At 34.9% G+C, this 17210-nt stretch carries 11 protein-coding genes, 2 tRNA genes, 2 rRNA genes and 1 pseudogene; 4 read left to right on the top strand and 12 right to left on the bottom strand.

The window, feature by feature from the left end:
• Nucleotides 1–112 precede the first annotated feature (112 nt).
• From L2Z92_RS07050 to L2Z92_RS06995, 12 genes and pseudogenes are all read right to left on the bottom strand, one after another.
• Nucleotides 113–2994, bottom strand: a 23S ribosomal RNA gene (locus tag L2Z92_RS07050).
• Nucleotides 2995–3106: 112 nt separating this feature from the next.
• Nucleotides 3107–3183 (bottom strand) — tRNA-Ala (locus tag L2Z92_RS07045).
• A gap of 98 nt (nucleotides 3184–3281) precedes the next feature.
• Nucleotides 3282–3355 (bottom strand) — tRNA-Ile (locus tag L2Z92_RS07040).
• An 82-nt stretch (nucleotides 3356–3437) separates the two neighbouring features.
• Nucleotides 3438–4953, bottom strand: a 16S ribosomal RNA gene (locus L2Z92_RS07035).
• The 16S and 23S rRNA genes sit together here with 2 tRNA genes alongside, the layout of an rRNA operon.
• A gap of 689 nt (nucleotides 4954–5642) precedes the next feature.
• A pseudogene (locus L2Z92_RS07030) lies at nucleotides 5643–5855 on the bottom strand (ABC transporter permease); the annotation flags it as partial.
• Between the two features lie 438 nt (nucleotides 5856–6293).
• Nucleotides 6294–7526: a murein hydrolase activator EnvC family protein gene (locus L2Z92_RS07025; RefSeq protein ID WP_236458126.1), complete on the bottom strand. Its 1233-nt coding sequence runs from the start codon at nucleotides 7524–7526 to the stop codon at nucleotides 6294–6296.
• A gap of 46 nt (nucleotides 7527–7572) precedes the next feature.
• Nucleotides 7573–8337: a DUF4292 domain-containing protein gene (locus tag L2Z92_RS07020; protein WP_236458125.1), complete on the bottom strand. Its 765-nt coding sequence runs from the start codon at nucleotides 8335–8337 to the stop codon at nucleotides 7573–7575.
• Nucleotides 8337–9689 carry a tetratricopeptide repeat protein gene (locus tag L2Z92_RS07015; RefSeq protein WP_236458124.1) on the bottom strand — a complete coding sequence of 451 codons (1353 nt, stop codon included), beginning with the start codon at nucleotides 9687–9689 and terminating at the stop codon, nucleotides 8337–8339. Before L2Z92_RS07015 ends, L2Z92_RS07020 begins: the two co-directional genes overlap by 1 nt.
• A gap of 13 nt (nucleotides 9690–9702) precedes the next feature.
• On the bottom strand, nucleotides 9703–10713 hold the full coding sequence (locus tag L2Z92_RS07010) for a sugar phosphate nucleotidyltransferase (RefSeq protein WP_236458123.1): 1011 nt from the start codon (nucleotides 10711–10713) through the stop codon (nucleotides 9703–9705).
• A 31-nt stretch (nucleotides 10714–10744) separates the two neighbouring features.
• Nucleotides 10745–11884 carry a hypothetical protein gene (locus L2Z92_RS07005; RefSeq protein ID WP_236458122.1) on the bottom strand — a complete coding sequence of 380 codons (1140 nt, stop codon included), beginning with the start codon at nucleotides 11882–11884 and terminating at the stop codon, nucleotides 10745–10747.
• 47 nt (nucleotides 11885–11931) lie between these two features.
• Nucleotides 11932–12366 carry a dUTP diphosphatase gene (gene dut, locus L2Z92_RS07000; RefSeq protein WP_236458121.1) on the bottom strand — a complete coding sequence of 145 codons (435 nt, stop codon included), beginning with the start codon at nucleotides 12364–12366 and terminating at the stop codon, nucleotides 11932–11934.
• A gap of 144 nt (nucleotides 12367–12510) precedes the next feature.
• Entirely contained in the window at nucleotides 12511–13122 is a 612-nt protein-coding gene (locus tag L2Z92_RS06995) for a helix-turn-helix domain-containing protein (protein WP_236458120.1), read from the bottom strand.
• 115 nt (nucleotides 13123–13237) lie between these two features.
• Between L2Z92_RS06995 and L2Z92_RS06990 the strand changes: the two genes are divergently transcribed.
• From L2Z92_RS06990 to L2Z92_RS06975, 4 genes are all read left to right on the top strand, one after another.
• A complete protein-coding gene (locus tag L2Z92_RS06990; protein WP_236458119.1) occupies nucleotides 13238–13636 on the top strand; it encodes a YbjN domain-containing protein in 399 nt (132 codons plus the stop codon).
• 150 nt (nucleotides 13637–13786) lie between these two features.
• Nucleotides 13787–14491, top strand: a complete 705-nt coding sequence (locus L2Z92_RS06985; protein WP_236458118.1) for a PspA/IM30 family protein — start codon at nucleotides 13787–13789, stop codon at nucleotides 14489–14491.
• A complete protein-coding gene (locus L2Z92_RS06980) occupies nucleotides 14491–15141 on the top strand; it encodes a hypothetical protein (protein WP_236458117.1) in 651 nt (216 codons plus the stop codon). The genes L2Z92_RS06985 and L2Z92_RS06980 overlap by 1 nt, the downstream gene beginning before the upstream one ends.
• Nucleotides 15142–15179: 38 nt before the next feature.
• Entirely contained in the window at nucleotides 15180–17192 is a 2013-nt protein-coding gene (locus tag L2Z92_RS06975; RefSeq protein WP_236458116.1) for a flotillin family protein, read from the top strand.
• Nucleotides 17193–17210: the final 18 nt, after the last annotated feature.

Genomic DNA, 17210 nt, shown 5'->3' with positions numbered 1-17210 from the left:
ATTTGTTTTTCAAAATGAATATGTGCAATAATATCTTAACATATTGAGACAAGAAAATATATTTATTATTCTATAGAAAGTGCATCCCTGCTCCTTGCGGAGCAGGAAATTCGTACATAAGCTTACGGGTTATTAGTACTACTTGACTATGACATTACTGCCTTTACATCTATAGCCTATCAACGTGGTCATCTTCCACGACCCTTAAAAGAAATCTCATCTTATGGTGGGTTTCGCGCTTATATGCTTTCAGCGCTTATCCCTTCCAAACGTAGCTACTCTGCAGTGCTCCTGGCGGAACAACAGATACACCAGAGGTTTGTCCAATTCGGTCCTCTCGTACTAGAATCAGATCCATTCAAATTTCTAACGCCCACAGTAGATAGAGACCGAACTGTCTCACGACGTTCTGAACCCAGCTCGCGTGCCACTTTAATGGGCGAACAGCCCAACCCTTGGGACCTTCTCCAGCCCCAGGATGTGACGAGCCGACATCGAGGTGCCAAACCCCCCCGTCGATATGAGCTCTTGGGGGAGATCAGCCTGTTATCCCCGGCGTACCTTTTATCCTTTGAGCGATGGCCCTTCCATGCGGAACCACCGGATCACTATGCTCTACTTTCGTACCTGATCGACCTGTATGTCTCTCAGTCAAGCTCCCTTATACCATTGCACTCTACGCACGGTTACCAAGCGTGCTGAGGGAACCTTTAGAAGCCTCCGTTACTCTTTTGGAGGCGACCACCCCAGTCAAACTACCCACCAAACAATGTCCCCCACTTAAGCGGGGTTAGGCCTCAGACAAGCAAAGGGTGGTATTTCAACAATGACTCCACAACGCCTAGCGACGCCACTTCAAAGTCTCCCACCTATCCTACACATCACGTGTCCAAGGTCAATATTAAGCTATAGTAAAGGTGCACAGGGTCTTTTCGTCCCACTGCGGGTAAGCGGCATCTTCACCGCTACTACAATTTCACCGAGCTCATGGCTGAGACAGTGTCCAGATCGTTACACCATTCGTGCAGGTCGGAACTTACCCGACAAGGAATTTCGCTACCTTAGGACCGTTATAGTTACGGCCGCCGTTTACTGGGGCTTCAATTCAATGCTTCTCCGAAGATAACATCTCCTCTTAACCTTCCAGCACCGGGCAGGTGTCAGGCCCTATACTTCATCTTACGATTTTGCAGAGCCCTGTGTTTTTGATAAACAGTCGCCTGGACCTTTTCACTGCGGCCAGCATTGCTGCTGGCGACCTTTCTCCCGAAGTTACAGGTCTATTTTGCCTAATTCCTTAGCCATGAATCTCTCGAGCACCTTAGGATTCTCTCCTCAACTACCTGTGTCGGTTTACGGTACGGGTACTTATAATCTAAGTTTAGAAACTTTTCTTGGAAGCCCTTAGGCACACTATCCCTTTGTCCGAAGACTCCGAGTACTATCGTATTTCGCCATTCTCTACGGATTTGCCTATAGAGAATATAGCTAGGTACTTCAACGAACTATTCCGTCAGTTCGTGGTGCTTTCATCACTCCGTCATTCCATCACAATTATAAGTAGTACGGGAATATTAACCCGTTATCCATCGACTGTTCCTTTCGGATTCGCCTTAGGACCCGACTAACCCACAGCTGATTAGCATAGCTGTGGAAACCTTAGTTTTTCGGTGTGCGGGTTTCTCGCCCGCATTATCGTTACTTATGCCTACATTTTCTTTTCTAAACAGTCCAGCAATACTCACATATCACCTTCGACCCAGTTTAGAATGCTCCCCTACCACTTGTAATATTTTACAAATCCATAGCTTCGGTAGTATACTTATGCCCGATTATTATCCATGCTCGTCCGCTCGACTAGTGAGCTGTTACGCACTCTTTAAATGAATGGCTGCTTCCAAGCCAACATCCTAGCTGTCTATGCAGACAAACCGCGTTATTTCAACTTAGCATACATTTGGGGACCTTAGCTGATGGTCTGGGTTCTTTCCCTCTCGGACATGGACCTTAGCACCCATGCCCTCACTGATGAAAATCATTATATAGCATTCGGAGTTTGTCAGGAATTGGTAGGTGGTGAAACCCCCGCATCCAATCAGTAGCTCTACCTCTATATAACTATTTCAGCGCTGCACCTAAATGCATTTCGGGGAGTACGAGCTATTTCCGAGTTTGATTGGCCTTTCACCCCTACCCACAGGTCATCCCAAGACTTTTCAACGTCAACGGGTTCGGACCTCCACTTTGGGTTAACAAAGCTTCATCCTGCCCATGGGTAGATCACACGGTTTCGCGTCTACCATTACTGACTAAAGCGCCCTATTCAGACTCGCTTTCGCTACGGATCCGTGGCTTAACCACTTATCCTTGCCAGCAACGGTAACTCGTAGGCTCATTATGCAAAAGGCACGCCGTCACCCCACGAAAGGGCTCCGACCGCTTGTAAGCGTATGGTTTCAGGATCTATTTCACTCCGTTATTCACGGTTCTTTTCACCTTTCCCTCACGGTACTGGTTCACTATCGGTCTCTCAGGAGTATTTAGCCTTACCGGATGGTCCCGGCAGATTCACACAGGGTTTCACGTGCCCCGCGCTACTCAGGATACTGCTATCTATATCTTCTCTTACCTATACAGGACTATCACCTTCTTTGGTTAACCTTTCCAGGTTATTCTAATTCAATCCGCATAGAATATCGCAGTCCTACAACCCCAGTATTGCCGTAACAACACTGGTTTGGGCTAATCCGCGTTCGCTCGCCACTACTTACGGAATCACTTTTGTTTTCTTCTCCTCCGCCTACTTAGATGTTTCAGTTCAGCGGGTTTACTCTCCCGTAGGAGTACTATGTCTTCAACATAGTGGGTTGCCCCATTCGGATATCTACGGATCAATTCGTGTGTGCCAATCCCCGTAGCTTTTCGCAGCTTATCACGTCCTTCATCGCCTCTGAGAGCCTAGGCATTCCCCATACGCCCTTATTTTGCTTATTGTACTTTTATTTAAATGTTATACGAAATATAACACCCAAAATTTGTGCTTTCTATTATATTTTTATATTTTTCTTTTCTCAATATGTCAATGAACTTGTGGCTTTTTAAGCCGTGGTGGAGAATATCGGAGTCGAACCGATGACCTCCTGCGTGCAAGGCAGGCGCTCTAGCCAGCTGAGCTAATCCCCCATTTTTAGCGCTAAGTTAACAGTTCTTCAGTTAACAGTACTTAAAACGGCTTCACTCAACCTCTAAAATTTCCTTTTAATAAAACTTTCCCAAAATAGTAGTCCCGGGCAGACTCGAACTGCCGACCCCTACATTATCAGTGTAGTACTCTAACCAGCTGAGCTACGAGACTCTGTTTCTTTAAGTTTTATTATATTATTTGAACTAACAGCGAGAATAAAAACAAATCTACAAATTCTAAAATCTTTCTCTAGAAAGGAGGTGTTCCAGCCGCACCTTCCGGTACGGCTACCTTGTTACGACTTAGCCCTAGTTACCAGTTTTACCCTAGGCAGCTCCTTGCGGTCACCGACTTCAGGTACCCCCAGCTTCCATGGCTTGACGGGCGGTGTGTACAAGGCCCGGGAACGTATTCACCGGATCATGGCTGATATCCGATTACTAGCGATTCCAGCTTCACGGAGTCGAGTTGCAGACTCCGATCCGAACTGAGACCGGTTTTGAAGATTCGCATCTAGTCGCCTAGTAGCTGCTCTCTGTACCGGCCATTGTAGCACGTGTGTGGCCCAGGACGTAAGGGCCGTGATGATTTGACGTCATCCCCACCTTCCTCGCGGTTTGCACCGGCAGTCTCGTTAGAGTTCCCGACATCACTCGCTGGCAACTAACGACAGGGGTTGCGCTCGTTATAGGACTTAACCTGACACCTCACGGCACGAGCTGACGACAACCATGCAGCACCTTGAAAGACGTCCGAAGAAAAAACTGTTTCCAGTCCTGTCGTCTCCCATTTAAGCCCTGGTAAGGTTCCTCGCGTATCATCGAATTAAACCACATGCTCCACCGCTTGTGCGGGCCCCCGTCAATTCCTTTGAGTTTCACACTTGCGTGCGTACTCCCCAGGTGGGATACTTATCACTTTCGCTTAGCCACTCAGTCCGAAAACCGAACAGCTAGTATCCATCGTTTACGGCGTGGACTACCAGGGTATCTAATCCTGTTCGCTACCCACGCTTTCGTCCATCAGCGTCAATCCATTAGTAGTAACCTGCCTTCGCAATTGGTATTCCATGTAATATCTAAGCATTTCACCGCTACACTACATATTCTAGTTACTTCCTAAAAATTCAAGCCCTACAGTATCAATGGCAGTTTCCTAGTTGAGCTAGGAGATTTCACCACTGACTTATAAGGCCGCCTACGGACCCTTTAAACCCAATGATTCCGGATAACGCTTGGATCCTCCGTATTACCGCGGCTGCTGGCACGGAGTTAGCCGATCCTTATTCCTACAGTACCGTCAAGCTGCTACACGTAGCAGTGTTTCTTCCTGTATAAAAGCAGTTTACAACCCATAGGGCAGTCATCCTGCACGCGGCATGGCTGGATCAGGCTTGCGCCCATTGTCCAATATTCCTCACTGCTGCCTCCCGTAGGAGTCTGGTCCGTGTCTCAGTACCAGTGTGGGGGATCTCCCTCTCAGGACCCCTACCCATCATTGTCTTGGTAAGCCGTTACCTTACCAACTAACTAATGGGACGCATGCTCATCTTGTACCGTTGGAACTTTAGTTATCAAATGATGCCATTCAATAACACTATGAGGTATTAATCCAAATTTCTCTGGGCTATCCCTCTGTACAAGGCAGATTGCATACGCGTTACGCACCCGTGCGCCGGTCTCTAGTTCCGAAGAACTATACCCCTCGACTTGCATGTGTTAGGCCTGCCGCTAGCGTTCATCCTGAGCCAGGATCAAACTCTTCATCGTATATTTTTTATATTGTACGATTCTAGCTTTTGTATTTAATTCGCCTTTACTCTCTTATTTTATAATTTAAATCACTTTAAATTATGCTGTCAATTCAATATGTCTATGAACGTGTCATTCTTGTTTTATAACCTTCACTTTCTTTAACCCCCTAAAACTCTATATCTCAAAAGCTTTTCAGTATCTCAGTTAGCGAGTGCAAAACTACAACCTTCTTTTTAATCTCGCAAGCTTTATTTGATAAAAAAAATTATTTTTTTTTCTTAATAAATCTTACTCAATATATAAATGAACTTCGCTTGTTTCGCGGGGTGCAAAGATAATTAGTTTTTTATTTCTGACAAGCTTTTTTGAAAAAAAATCACTCTTTTTTTAAGCCTCAACTTTACGTTGTAATCATCAATATATATCTAAGAACTTCTGCGGTTATGCGGGTGCAAAAGTAGCCACTTTTTGCGAGTTTCCTAATCTTTTCTTAACTATTTTTTAATATATTTTCAGCTGTTCTGAAAATCAATTACTTACACGTATTTTTTTTTCTTCTTATCAAATACTAAACTTCTTTTATAGCAACGATAGAAGCTAACTACCACGTAGCGCGAATAGCGGGACGAAAAGTGTTTCTAATCTTTTACTTCTAATCCTTATATATACTACATTTTTTTTACTCCTTTATGTATACTAAATAGTTAATCAAAGCGAATTGCTTTGACTGGTGATATTTTTGTAATTATGTAAGAAGGAATCAATAAAACTAAAAGACATACACCTATAGTCCCAATATTTAACAACACTATATAAGTGATATTAATATCAACCGGTGCCTGACTAACATAATAACTTTCTGGATCTAGTTTTACTACTCCAAAATATTTTTGAATTAACAAAAGTGATATTGCAACCTCCTAATAAAAAAACAATCTAGAAATTCACTACTCTTTACTCTTTCTTTATAAAAATTAATGGAAAGAAATTTTAAGCAAATGTAAAATCACAATAATTTCCATAAAAAAGGTCGAAGTAAAACTTCGACCTTTAAATTTTTTCTTGAGTAGAAAAAATTACTGCTATTAACCAAGACAAAGATAAGGAAGTCATCTGTTAAGTTAAATACATGAAAACTGCCGTTATTGTTAATTTTTTATTTAATTGATTTTGGAATATATAATACCTTCAAAAAAAGACATAAAAAAAGGCCGAAATGAGATGTTCGACCTTTCTTAATTTTCACCCTTTCCATTTATGGAAAAAAATTTACTGCTATTAACTATTTCAAAGATAAGCAATTAATATGTTAATCCCTATGCGTATTTTCTGCCTTTCTTGTTAAAGTTTACACTTTACATGTTTGACAACCAGTGCTCTGGATTTAAAGTATTCGCATTTTGGGATACCATAAATTTCAAAATAGCTTTTCCAGAGGAATCTGTTTGAATTCGACCTAGATTTTGTTTACGAGTAACTTTATCTCCTTCTTTAACGTTTACGCTTTCTAAGTTTTGATAAATGGTAATAAAATCTCCATGTTGAATTAATACTACTTTTTTATTCCCTCCTTTTATCAATTGAATCTGTAATACTTCTCCATCAAAAATTGCTCTAGCCACTGATCCTGGTTCTGTAGCAATTTCCACTCCACTATTATGTACTTTCAAATTAGTATGTACTGGGTGTGGTTGGTCTCCATATTTTAAATACACATAACCTTTTTCAACAGGCCATGGTAATTTACCTTTATTCGCTTTAAAATTATCCGAAACCAATTTTGCTTCTGGAGTTAAATCAAATTTTGATGATGATCCAGATGATTTTGTTCCAGTTTTAACTGCGTTTTTCTTGTTTGCTTCTGCAATTGCATCTGCAATTATTTTTTTTATCTGTCTGTCAATTTCTTTTCTTTCTTTCTCTTTCTTATCTATTTCAGACTCATATTTTTTCTTATTCTTGTTAAATTCTTTTGCTAATATCTCTTGCTCTTTCTTTTGCTTTTCTAATTCAACTTTTTCTGCTTGGTTTTCTGCTAATGCTTTTACCTTATCTTTTTTACTTGCTTCTTGTTTTAGTTTTGCTTCTGCTAACTTATCTTGCTTTTCTGCTATTTCTTCTCCTTGCATCTTCCTAAAACTCGCATATTGCTTCATGTATTGAATTCGCTTATAGGCTTGAAGAAAATTTTGTGAAGACAAAACAAACATTACTCTACTTTGATCATTTCTACTTTTATATGATTTTACAATCATCTTTGCATAATCTTCCTTTAGTACTTTTAATTCTCTATTTAATTTATTAATCTCTAATTGTTTCAAATAGATATCGTCTTCTAACAAACGCATTTGTTTAGATGTTGTACTAATTAGTTTTTCGCTTAACCTAATTCTCACTTTCTGTTCTGCTATTTGACTAAGAACCGATCTCTCTTTGTTTTTCTCACCTTGTAACAATGTCTTAAAAGCAGCTATTTCTTTATTAATTTGCTCTTTTCGTGCTTCAAGTTTCTCTTGTTCAGAAGAAGTTTGTGCAGACATCATGTTCGATAGTAGAAGTGAACAGATAAAAAGGAGTATGCGATTCATTATTTATTTTTTTACAAAGATAATTTTTGTTTTTGTTTTTCTTAGATTATTCTACACTGATACTATCATATCCGTTTGGAATTGTGAATGAGAAACTTAAATCTTCATTAAATGTTACCGATTTATAGTATAAATCTATATGTATTTGAGTGTCCTGAACTGCTTTTATATTAATCTGTTCAGGTAGAAAAACATCATCATGCTTTAAATGTGTTGGATAGGCTATTTCTAATTTTCTATTTTTATCATTCTGATTGATATTTTCTTTCTTTAATAGAAAATTAGCTGCTTCAAAATAAAATTCTTTTTCTGTAGTACTTTTCTTTTTCTCTACCATTTTATAAAGTCCTTCTTCAATAGATGTATTATAGTTTTGTTTCGTTAAATCATCAATTGCATTTCCTAAAAATAAGTTTTGCACTTTATTAAAATCTAAATCGGTTCCTAACCAATTACTTAACATACTAAAATCGCCTTCAAAATAAGTATTTCCAATTTTCTCATAATAGCTCACCTTATTCGGTGTTATTAATGCTTTTGCAATTGGAAAACCAAGCATTTTTACATTAATCCAAATCATTTCATCCTTTTTAATACGTATATCTGCATTAATAGAATGAGATTGTCTATCGTCCTTATATTTTGCGTTTACTCTAATATTAACTGTACTAAAGTCTTTCAGGTTTTCATAATGACCTTGAACTACTTTAACAGTCGCTAATTCTTTATTCGCACTAGCTTCTCCTACTAATTTTTTCGATTTACAAGCACAAAAAAGTGCAATTAACAAAACAAGAAAAATTTTATTCATTATTTATTTTTTTTAGCTAACGTTTGAAGTTTTAATCCGTAATAGTCTTCCTTCTTTTTATTACCTATGTTCTTATAGGATTCTACTAATTGAATATACACTTGTTTTTCTAATTCTAGATCTTCAATTATAAACTCAAGACCTGTTTCCAAATAATCTATCGCTTTTTTATAATTCGTCAATTTATTATTGGATAACCCAGCATAGAAGTATAGAATAGATTGCGAAGGATACAATTCTAAATAATCTTCAGACAAATTAGCTAAACTTTCATGGTTTTGAGTAGAAATATAACTTTGCATTAGAAGCATTAAGGTTTCGAAATCTTCCGTGTCGTTTTTTAATCCTTTTTCCAAATAATAAACCGTCTTCTCCATGTCCTTCCTATTATAGAAAAACTTTCCTACTTCTTTTGCAGTGTTTATTTTGGAGTCCGATTGCAAATAGTCAATCGCTTTAGACAGTTCTTCATTTAAAGTGTTTGTATTAGCAACATAAATTAGAAATTCATTTAACATTCTCTGCTTGATTTTCATGTCTATTTTATGACTCTTAAAAACCTTAAACATAGATTCTGAAGCTTCTTTCCCCTTTTTATCAACTAGATAAAACTTAAACAAACTTACGTTCGCCCATTCTGAATTTGGAATTTCTTTTGCTAATTTTTTGGCTATATCAAAAGCTTTTTCTTCTTGATTACTATCTGAATAAAGCAACATTAAATCGATATAATTTTGCTCTACTAAAGGATTCGCTTCAATTGCTTTTTCTAACTCCTTTTTTTCTGGTTTAGCATAAGCACTTGACTCTTGAATTCTTAACTTATAAATTTCCATAATTTTGCTAAGAACCATCTCCTTTTCCATTTCTTTTAGTAGTACTAAAGCTTTATCTCGTTGATTGGTGTACATGTAGAGAGAAACTAAATCTTCCTTCATGTTTTTATCAAATGTAATTAGTTTTTGAACTACTGGAATTGATTTTTGATAATCTTTAGATTGATAATAAACATCATATAATCCGTTCCAATACCAACGTTCTTTTGGATTCAAATCGACAGCTTTTCGAAAAGCTGATTCTGCTTCTGGAAAACGTTTTAAGTCTAACAAATTCTTTCCTAATTCGTGATAAAATACAGGGTTTTTGTCTGACTTTAAAATACATTTCTCAATCGAGACGATAGCTTTGTCATAATTCTCAATTGCTCTTTGTTTCAATGATTCATAAAATTCATCTTCAATCTCATCATCTACCAAAGCAATATCTTCAGGATTCTCTTGAGCAAAAAGTGTTTGTTGACTACTAAATGTAAGCAACAAAATCAAAAAAAAATACTTTATAAATCTACTCATCCTTTATTTTTTTTTATTCTAAAACGGAATAATCTCCTATACTTATACTTGTAAAATTACCATCGAAACTTGCATGATTACCAATCATTGCGTTGTCTAATGTAGCGTTTTTTATAATTGCATTAGTTTGCACCAAACTATTTTTAATCTGTGCGTTTTCAACACGAGATCCTTTCCCTAAAGAAACGTTTGGTCCCACTGTTGCATTTACTAAAACAACATCTTCACCAATAAAACAAGGTGGAATAATTGTTGCGTTTTCTAACTTGACATTCTTAGCTACTAAATTCTCACCATCTTGATGAAGAAAATTCAACATTCTCGAATTTGTTTCTACTGTAACGTTCTTATTCCCACAATCCATCCACTCATCTACTTTCCCTGGTACAAATTTCATGCCCTTTTGCATCATTTGCTTAATTCCATCATTAATTTGATATTCTCCACCATGAATAATATTATTATCTAATACCGATTGCAGTTCATTTTTAAGAATAGCTACATCTTTAAAATAATAAATCCCTATAACAGCTAAGTCGGAAACAAATTCTTTTGGTTTTTCTACTAACTCAACAATTTCATTTGCTTCATTAAGATTAATTACACCAAAAGCTTCAGGTTTATCTACTTGTTTTACCCAAATTACACTATCTGCTGTAGTATCTAAATCGAAATCAGCACGAATTAACGTGTCTGCATAGGCAATGACTGCTGAGCCATTTAATGATTCTTTAGCACACATAATAGCGTGACCTGTACCTAAAGCTTCATTTTGATAATAGATAGTTCCTTTTGCTCCTAATTTTTCAGCAATTGCAATTAAATCTGTTTCTACTTGTTTACCGAAACTTTCATGAATAATAAAAGCTACTTCTTCAATATCTTGATTTAAAACAGCTGCAATATCTTCTACTAATCTATGAACTATTGGTTTTCCTGCTACTGGAATTAATGGTTTTGGTACGGTTAATGTATGTGGACGGAGACGTGAACCACGTCCTGCCATTGGGACAATTATTTTCATTTTTTTTAATTCTTTTTACTAATTCTACTTTTTAATCTATTCTCTCTTTATTCATCCAAGTTAGCCAACTATTATAAGACGCTCTACTATTTCCGTTTTCGTCGATCAAGCCTGTATCTCTCCATAATTTTAATATACTTACTGTTTCAACATCATTCATTCCTTGATTTTGAAATGTAGTAATTAGGGCGTCATAATCTTTTGGACAAAACCATATAAACAATTTAGCTCTTTTTGAATTACTTAATTCAAGTACTTTTTCTAAATATAATTTTTGCCAATTCTCATTTCCTTGCTTATTTAAACTGTAAAGTGGAACAACTAAATTTTCTGCAATATAACCTGTTTCTGCAAATGCAATGGGTTTATTTGAATCTAATGCAATGAATTTTTCAAAATAATTAGCTGGAAAATTTTCTGGATTTGTGTTTCCATTCTGAGAAGAACTTATAGAAACATATGGATAAGCACTCAGTCCAACGAAATCGGAATATTGAGTTAATTGACTCGCATAACCAAACCCTTGATTACTTTCATCGACTATAAAACTTATAAAAAAAGGAATATTTGGATACTTGATTTTTAACTGTGAATACACTTGTCCTAAAAACTGCTTATACTTTATAAATGCTATTGGATCCCAAAATTGCCCATTACTTTCTACTCCATAATTTACATAGATAGGGTTAAATTCATCAATTAAAAAACTCATATAATTAACATATGCAGTAACAACATTTACATCATCGAATGGTAATTGCTCCCAACTTTCTTTAACAGCTTGTGGTGTTGAAACTGACTCATAATATTTCGCTTTTGCTATTCTAGTAATAGATAATGCAGAAACACTTAAAAACACTTTTTTACCACTATCGGTCTTCGATTTTCTAGTATAAATATTATCTAACAGTTCTTGAGGCATTGCTGTTCCACTGAATGCTTCATCATACGGCACCCCTTCATCAAAATGATGTGAGACGATATCACAATGCTGATTTATAAAATCATACGTTTTATCAACCTCATTAACCGTTAAATCTGCTGGCCAAGGAGTAGTTCCCATGAAAAAAGTTCTCTTCCCTAAATCATCATCCGTAGAACTATTATCTGAGCAACTTATAGTAAAAACTACAACAAACAGGATAATTAATTTACATGATATTTTGCTCAAAATTTATTTTTTATAATTTAAAATTAAACGGATAATACAGCCGAATATTATTTAACTCCTGTACTTCCAAAACCACCTTCTCCTCTAGTCGTTTCAGACAATTCCTCAACTTTAATCCATTCTGCACGTTCATGTTTTGCAATTACTATTTGTGCAATTCTTTCTCCGTTCTCTATGGTAAAATTTTCATTAGATAAGTTAACCAAAATTACACCTATTTCTCCTCTATAATCGGCATCAATTGTTCCAGGGGCATTTAATACTGTTACTCCTTTTTTTGCGGCCAAACCACTTCTTGGACGCACTTGTGCTTCATAACCAATGGGTAATTCAATAAAAAGTCCTGTTTTTACTATAGTTCGTTCTAAAGGTTTTAAAACGATAGATTTTGAAACATTTGCTCTAACATCCATTCCTGCTGAAGCAATGGTTTCATAATTAGGCAGTTCATGTTGAGATTTATTGATGATTTTAATTTGCATTTTTTTAATCTTGATAATAAATTATACTAACTCTTTATACTATTTAAGAGAATTTAATCATCAAAGTTAAAAAAAATAAAGATATATAGCTCGATTTTGAGTTTGGATACATATAAAGCTATAAAAAAAAGAAACGTAAAACGTTTAATTGCCGTAAACCATCTTTTCTAATAATTCAATACGCTTTAACATCGATTGTTGCTCCTCGTAGAAATCACTTCCCAAAACACCAACAATAGCATAGTTTTCAACATCAGAAAGAAAAGTGTTTGAAACCATTGCAACACCATTTGTTAGCGTTAAATAGTTTTTATATTTCTTTAAATCTTTTTTTATTTCTTTTAAAAACAAAGTTGCTTCTTTTTCAAAGACACTATTATTTGCTAAATTTTCATCCACAAAATAAACAAAATCAAATTGTGCAAATATTTTTTGCAATTCGATGTTTTTATTTTCACCATTATTAGTCAGTTCCTTTAAATTACATTCTTTTACATCTTCTAAAGTAGCTATACTATCTTCAATCAATGTAAAATTTGCCAATTGATTAACAGTTAGCGGTTTTGAAATGATATCATCTGTCGGAATGCCAAAATAAGTAGCAATTCGTAAAAGTGTTTCAATCTTTGGCTCTGCTCGCCCTTCCTCATAGGAGCTAATTACACCTCTATTCAAATCGATAAGTTCTGCAAAGGCTTGCTGGCTCAATCCTTTTATCTGTCTTATTTTCTTTAAATTTGTTCCAAAATATGTCATTTCGCTATTCTTTTTTGCAAATATACAAACTAAAGTTTATTTTTTTGCTAAAAATATTTGCAATATTGATTTTTTTATATAAATTTGCTTAATCAATAAACTAATCTCTCAATTTATGGATCATTCAAAATTGTTTTCAAAAGTTAAAAATTGGTTACTCGAACTTGAGTATAACATTCACTTAGAAAGTGAAGAGCATCAATCTTTTATCATAGAAAAAGAAAGTGAAGGAATAAAAAATATGATGATTGTAATTGCTCCTCAAATTTTAATAATTGAACAGTTTTTATTTCGTTGCAAAAATAATCAGCAAAACGTTTACAAACAGTTGCTCATTAAAAACAGAGACATTGTACATGGAGCCTTTGTTATTGATGAAACAGGAGAAAAAGTAATTTTCAGAGACACACTTCAAGCGGAAAACTTAAATCAGAATGAATTGATTGCAACAATAAATTCTTTGAGTTTACTCATTAGTGAATATTCAACTGAAATGATTGCTTTTAGTAAATAGTTACAAAAAAGTATTAGTCCTAAAAAACTTAAAATCAATATGGTATTCCTAATTTTTCATATAGTTTGTTTTTTAACTAAAATATTATTTCTAATTTTTAGATAATTCGAAAAAAAAACGTAGTATTAACATTATAATTCATTTAGTATTATGAACATTATAAAAAGACTTTTTAGAATAGGTAAAGCAGAAGCTCACTCGGCAATTAATAGCCTTGAAGATCCTATAAAAATGACCGAACAAGGCATTCGTGAAATGAAAGAACAATTAGATCAAAGTATTCAGGCATTAGCGCAAGTTAAAGCTTTATCTATCAGAAGAAAAAACGAAAAAGAAGCTTTAGTTAATCAGTCCGAAGATTATCAAAACAAAGCCATGCTTTTAGTACAAAAAGGAATTAAAGAAGAGATGCCTATTGAAGACGCAGACAGACTTGCAAAAGAAGCATTAAAAAAGAAAGAACAATCTATCTTTGATGCTCAAATTGCTGATAAAGAACGTCAGAAACTGGAAAGTGATGTTGAAAAAATGCAAATTAATATTAACTCATTAAAATCAAGTATCTCTAAATGGGAAAGTGAATTAAAAACACTTAGAGCTCGTGTTCAAGTGAGCCAGGCTACACAAGATATTAATAAAAAAATGACACAAATTGATTCTGACAGCACCATTTCTATGCTTGAAAAGATGAAAGATAAAGTTTTGCAACAAGAAGCGCTTGCAGATGCATATGGTCATATTGCAGATAATTCAAAAAGTATTGACCAAGAAATAAATGCAGCTGTAGACACGTCAGATTCGCATGCAGAAAACGAATTACAAAGACTAAAAGAACAATTCAATAATAAAGGCTAATGAGTTTTGACGAGTTAATAGAAGTTTCTTTCAATCCAGCAAATAGTGTTCTGTCTATTTTGCTAATTTTAAGTGTGTTATATTGGATTTTTACAATAATTACTGGAATTGGCGATTTTGATATCGATTTTGATGCTGATTTTGATGCTGATGTAGAAACTCCAGACGGAATGATAGAAGTACCACAAGACCCTTCTTCATTCATTCAATTTTTGAAATTTTTGAATCTGGATATTATACCTATAACCTTTTTCTTAACTCTTGTTTTGTTATTCACTTGGCTTATTAATGTTAATATCAGTTACATGATTCCCTTACCTTTTTGGATGTATTTTATAACGATTATTCCAGCATTTATAGTAAGTCTTTTTGCAACTAAATATATAAGTATGCCTCTAAAGCCTATTTTTAAGGAAATTAATCATAAGGGAGAAGTGGCTTATGATTATTTAGGTAGAATTGGTAAACTAAAATCCACCATAGAGAATGACAAATTAGGAATGTTAGAACTATTCATTAATAAGGACCCAATAAAACTATTAGTAAAAAGTAAAGACGGATCACTTTTGAAAGAAGGAGAAAATGTCAGCATTGTAGACGAACATCCTGAAAAGAAATTTTACTTTGTGGAAAAATCATACGAAATTTAAAACTTTACAATCATAATTAAATAATTAAAAATAGATTTATGACTACATTTTACATTACAATTGCAGTAATAATTATTGCATTTTTAGGCTTAATATTCTGGATATTATCCATGTACAAAAAAACAGTTCAAGGAGTTGTCCTTTTAAGAACTGGATATGGCGGTGTTAAAGTGTTTTTCAACGCAGGTATTGTAATTCCTGTTATTCATCGTTTAGAACACATGGATATTTCAGTAAAAAAACTGGAAATTTCAAGAGAAGGAAAAGATGGCTTAATCTGTAAAGACAACATGCGTGCGGATATTCAAGTAGCCTTTTTCGTTCGTGTGAACAAATCGGTTGATGATATCGTAAATGTAGGACAAACTATTGGTTGCCAAAGAGCTTCTGACATTGGAACTTTAAGAGAATTATTCGAAGCAAAGTTTTCTGAAGCCTTAAAAACTGTTGGTAAAAAATTCGATTTCATTGAATTATATGAAGCAAGAAGTGAGTTTAGACAAGAAATCTTAAATATCATTGGTACAGATTTAAACGGTTATGTTTTAGATGACTGTGCTATTGACAATTTAGAGCAAACATCTATACAACATCTGAATAAAGACAATATTTTAGATTCTGAAGGTATTAAGAAAATTACCGAACTAACAGCTACACAAAACATTAAAGCTAATTTAGTACGTAGAGATGAGGAAAAAACCATCAAAAAACAAGATGTTGAAGCTAGAGAGACAATTCTTGAATTAGAAAAACAATTAGCAGAAAAAGAAGAACAACAACGTAGAGAAATTTCGAATATTCAATCTAGAGAAAATGCCGAAATCTTAAAAGTTGCTGAAGAAGAACGATTAAAATCTGAATCCGTTAGAATTTCAACAGAAGAAACACTTCAAATAGCTGAAGAAAACAAGCAAAGACAAGTTGTTATTGCGTCTAAAAATAAAGAAAGAGCTGAATTAGTAGAAACAGAAAGAGTTCAGAAAGACAGATCTCTTGAAGCTACAGAAAGAGAAAGAGTTGTCGCTCTAGCAGACATTGAAAAAGATAAAGCTGTCGAAGTAGAAAAGAAAAACATTCAAGATGTAATTCGCGAACGTTTAGTAAAAGAAAAAACAGTTGTAGAAGAACAACAAAACATTTTAGATGTTGAAGCTTTAAAAACAGCAGAAAGAGAGAAACAAGTGCAATTAATTGTTGCATCTCGTGAAGCGGAAGAAAACTTAATTACATTAACTCGTGCAGCTGAAGCGCGTAAATTATCTGCAGAAAAAGATGCTCAAAAATATGTAATTGAAGCACAAGCCAAACGTGATGCTGCAGAAAAAGAAGGTGATGCTCGTAAAATTATTGCAGAAGCATTAGCGAAAGAAGAAGCAACCGTTGGTTTATCTGAAGCACAAGTAATGCATGCTAAAGCAGAAGCTATGGAAAAACAAGGTTTTGTAGAAGCTAACATTATTGAAAAGAAAGCAGCTGCAAACAAACAAGAAGGTTTAGCACAAGCTGAAGTAATTAAAGAAAAAGCATTTGCAGAAGCAGCTGGAATTACTGAAAAAGCAGAGGCAATGAAAAAACTAAATGATGCTGGTAAAGAGCATGAAGAGTTTAGGTTAACATTAGCAAAAGAAAAAGAAGTAGAATTAGCACAAATCTCTATCCAAAAAGATATTGCTCAAGCACAAGCACTTGTGTTAGCAGAAGCATTTAAAACTGCAAATATTGATATTGTTGGTGGAGATCATTCATTCTTTGACAATGTAATAAAACAAATTTCTGCTGGAAAAGGAATCGATAAATTCATTCAACATAGTGAAAATGCTCAAATAGTTAAAGAAGCATTACTTAGCAATGATGGTGATGAAAACCTTATTGGAAAAGTCATGAATATGGTTGAAAAATATAAAATTTCATCAGAAGACATTAAAAACTTAAGTGTAGCTTCTTTAATTTTTCAATTAAAAGGTGTGGCTAACGAGAACGAACAAGGTATTTTATCTAGAGCTATGAATATGGCAAAACATTTAGGTATCGACAACAAACCATTAAAGTAATATTTAATCGATTCATTT

It is taken from the genome of Flavobacterium jumunjinense (genome assembly GCF_021650975.2).
Classification (GTDB): Bacteria; Bacteroidota; Bacteroidia; order Flavobacteriales; family Flavobacteriaceae; genus Flavobacterium; species Flavobacterium jumunjinense.
Note: the sequence above shows the minus strand (reverse complement) of the source record. Positions and strands in the feature narration are given on the sequence as shown.

Bases quoted from the DNA above. Each gene is read 5' to 3' on its own strand.
- L2Z92_RS07025 (WP_236458126.1), bottom strand. From the start codon at position 7,526: ATGAATCGCATACTCCTTTTTATCTGTTCACTTCTACTATCGAACATG.
- L2Z92_RS07010 (WP_236458123.1), bottom strand. From the start codon at position 10,713: ATGAAAATAATTGTCCCAATGGCAGGACGTGGTTCACGTCTCCGTCCA.
- dut (WP_236458121.1), bottom strand. From the start codon at position 12,366: ATGCAAATTAAAATCATCAATAAATCTCAACATGAACTGCCTAATTAT.
- L2Z92_RS06995 (WP_236458120.1), bottom strand. From the start codon at position 13,122: ATGACATATTTTGGAACAAATTTAAAGAAAATAAGACAGATAAAAGGA.
- L2Z92_RS07015 (WP_236458124.1), bottom strand. From the start codon at position 9,689: ATGAGTAGATTTATAAAGTATTTTTTTTTGATTTTGTTGCTTACATTT.
- L2Z92_RS06975 (WP_236458116.1), top strand. From the start codon at position 15,180: ATGACTACATTTTACATTACAATTGCAGTAATAATTATTGCATTTTTA.
- L2Z92_RS06980 (WP_236458117.1), top strand. From the start codon at position 14,491: ATGAGTTTTGACGAGTTAATAGAAGTTTCTTTCAATCCAGCAAATAGT.
- L2Z92_RS06985 (WP_236458118.1), top strand. From the start codon at position 13,787: ATGAACATTATAAAAAGACTTTTTAGAATAGGTAAAGCAGAAGCTCAC.
- L2Z92_RS06990 (WP_236458119.1), top strand. From the start codon at position 13,238: ATGGATCATTCAAAATTGTTTTCAAAAGTTAAAAATTGGTTACTCGAA.
- L2Z92_RS07020 (WP_236458125.1), bottom strand. From the start codon at position 8,337: ATGAATAAAATTTTTCTTGTTTTGTTAATTGCACTTTTTTGTGCTTGT.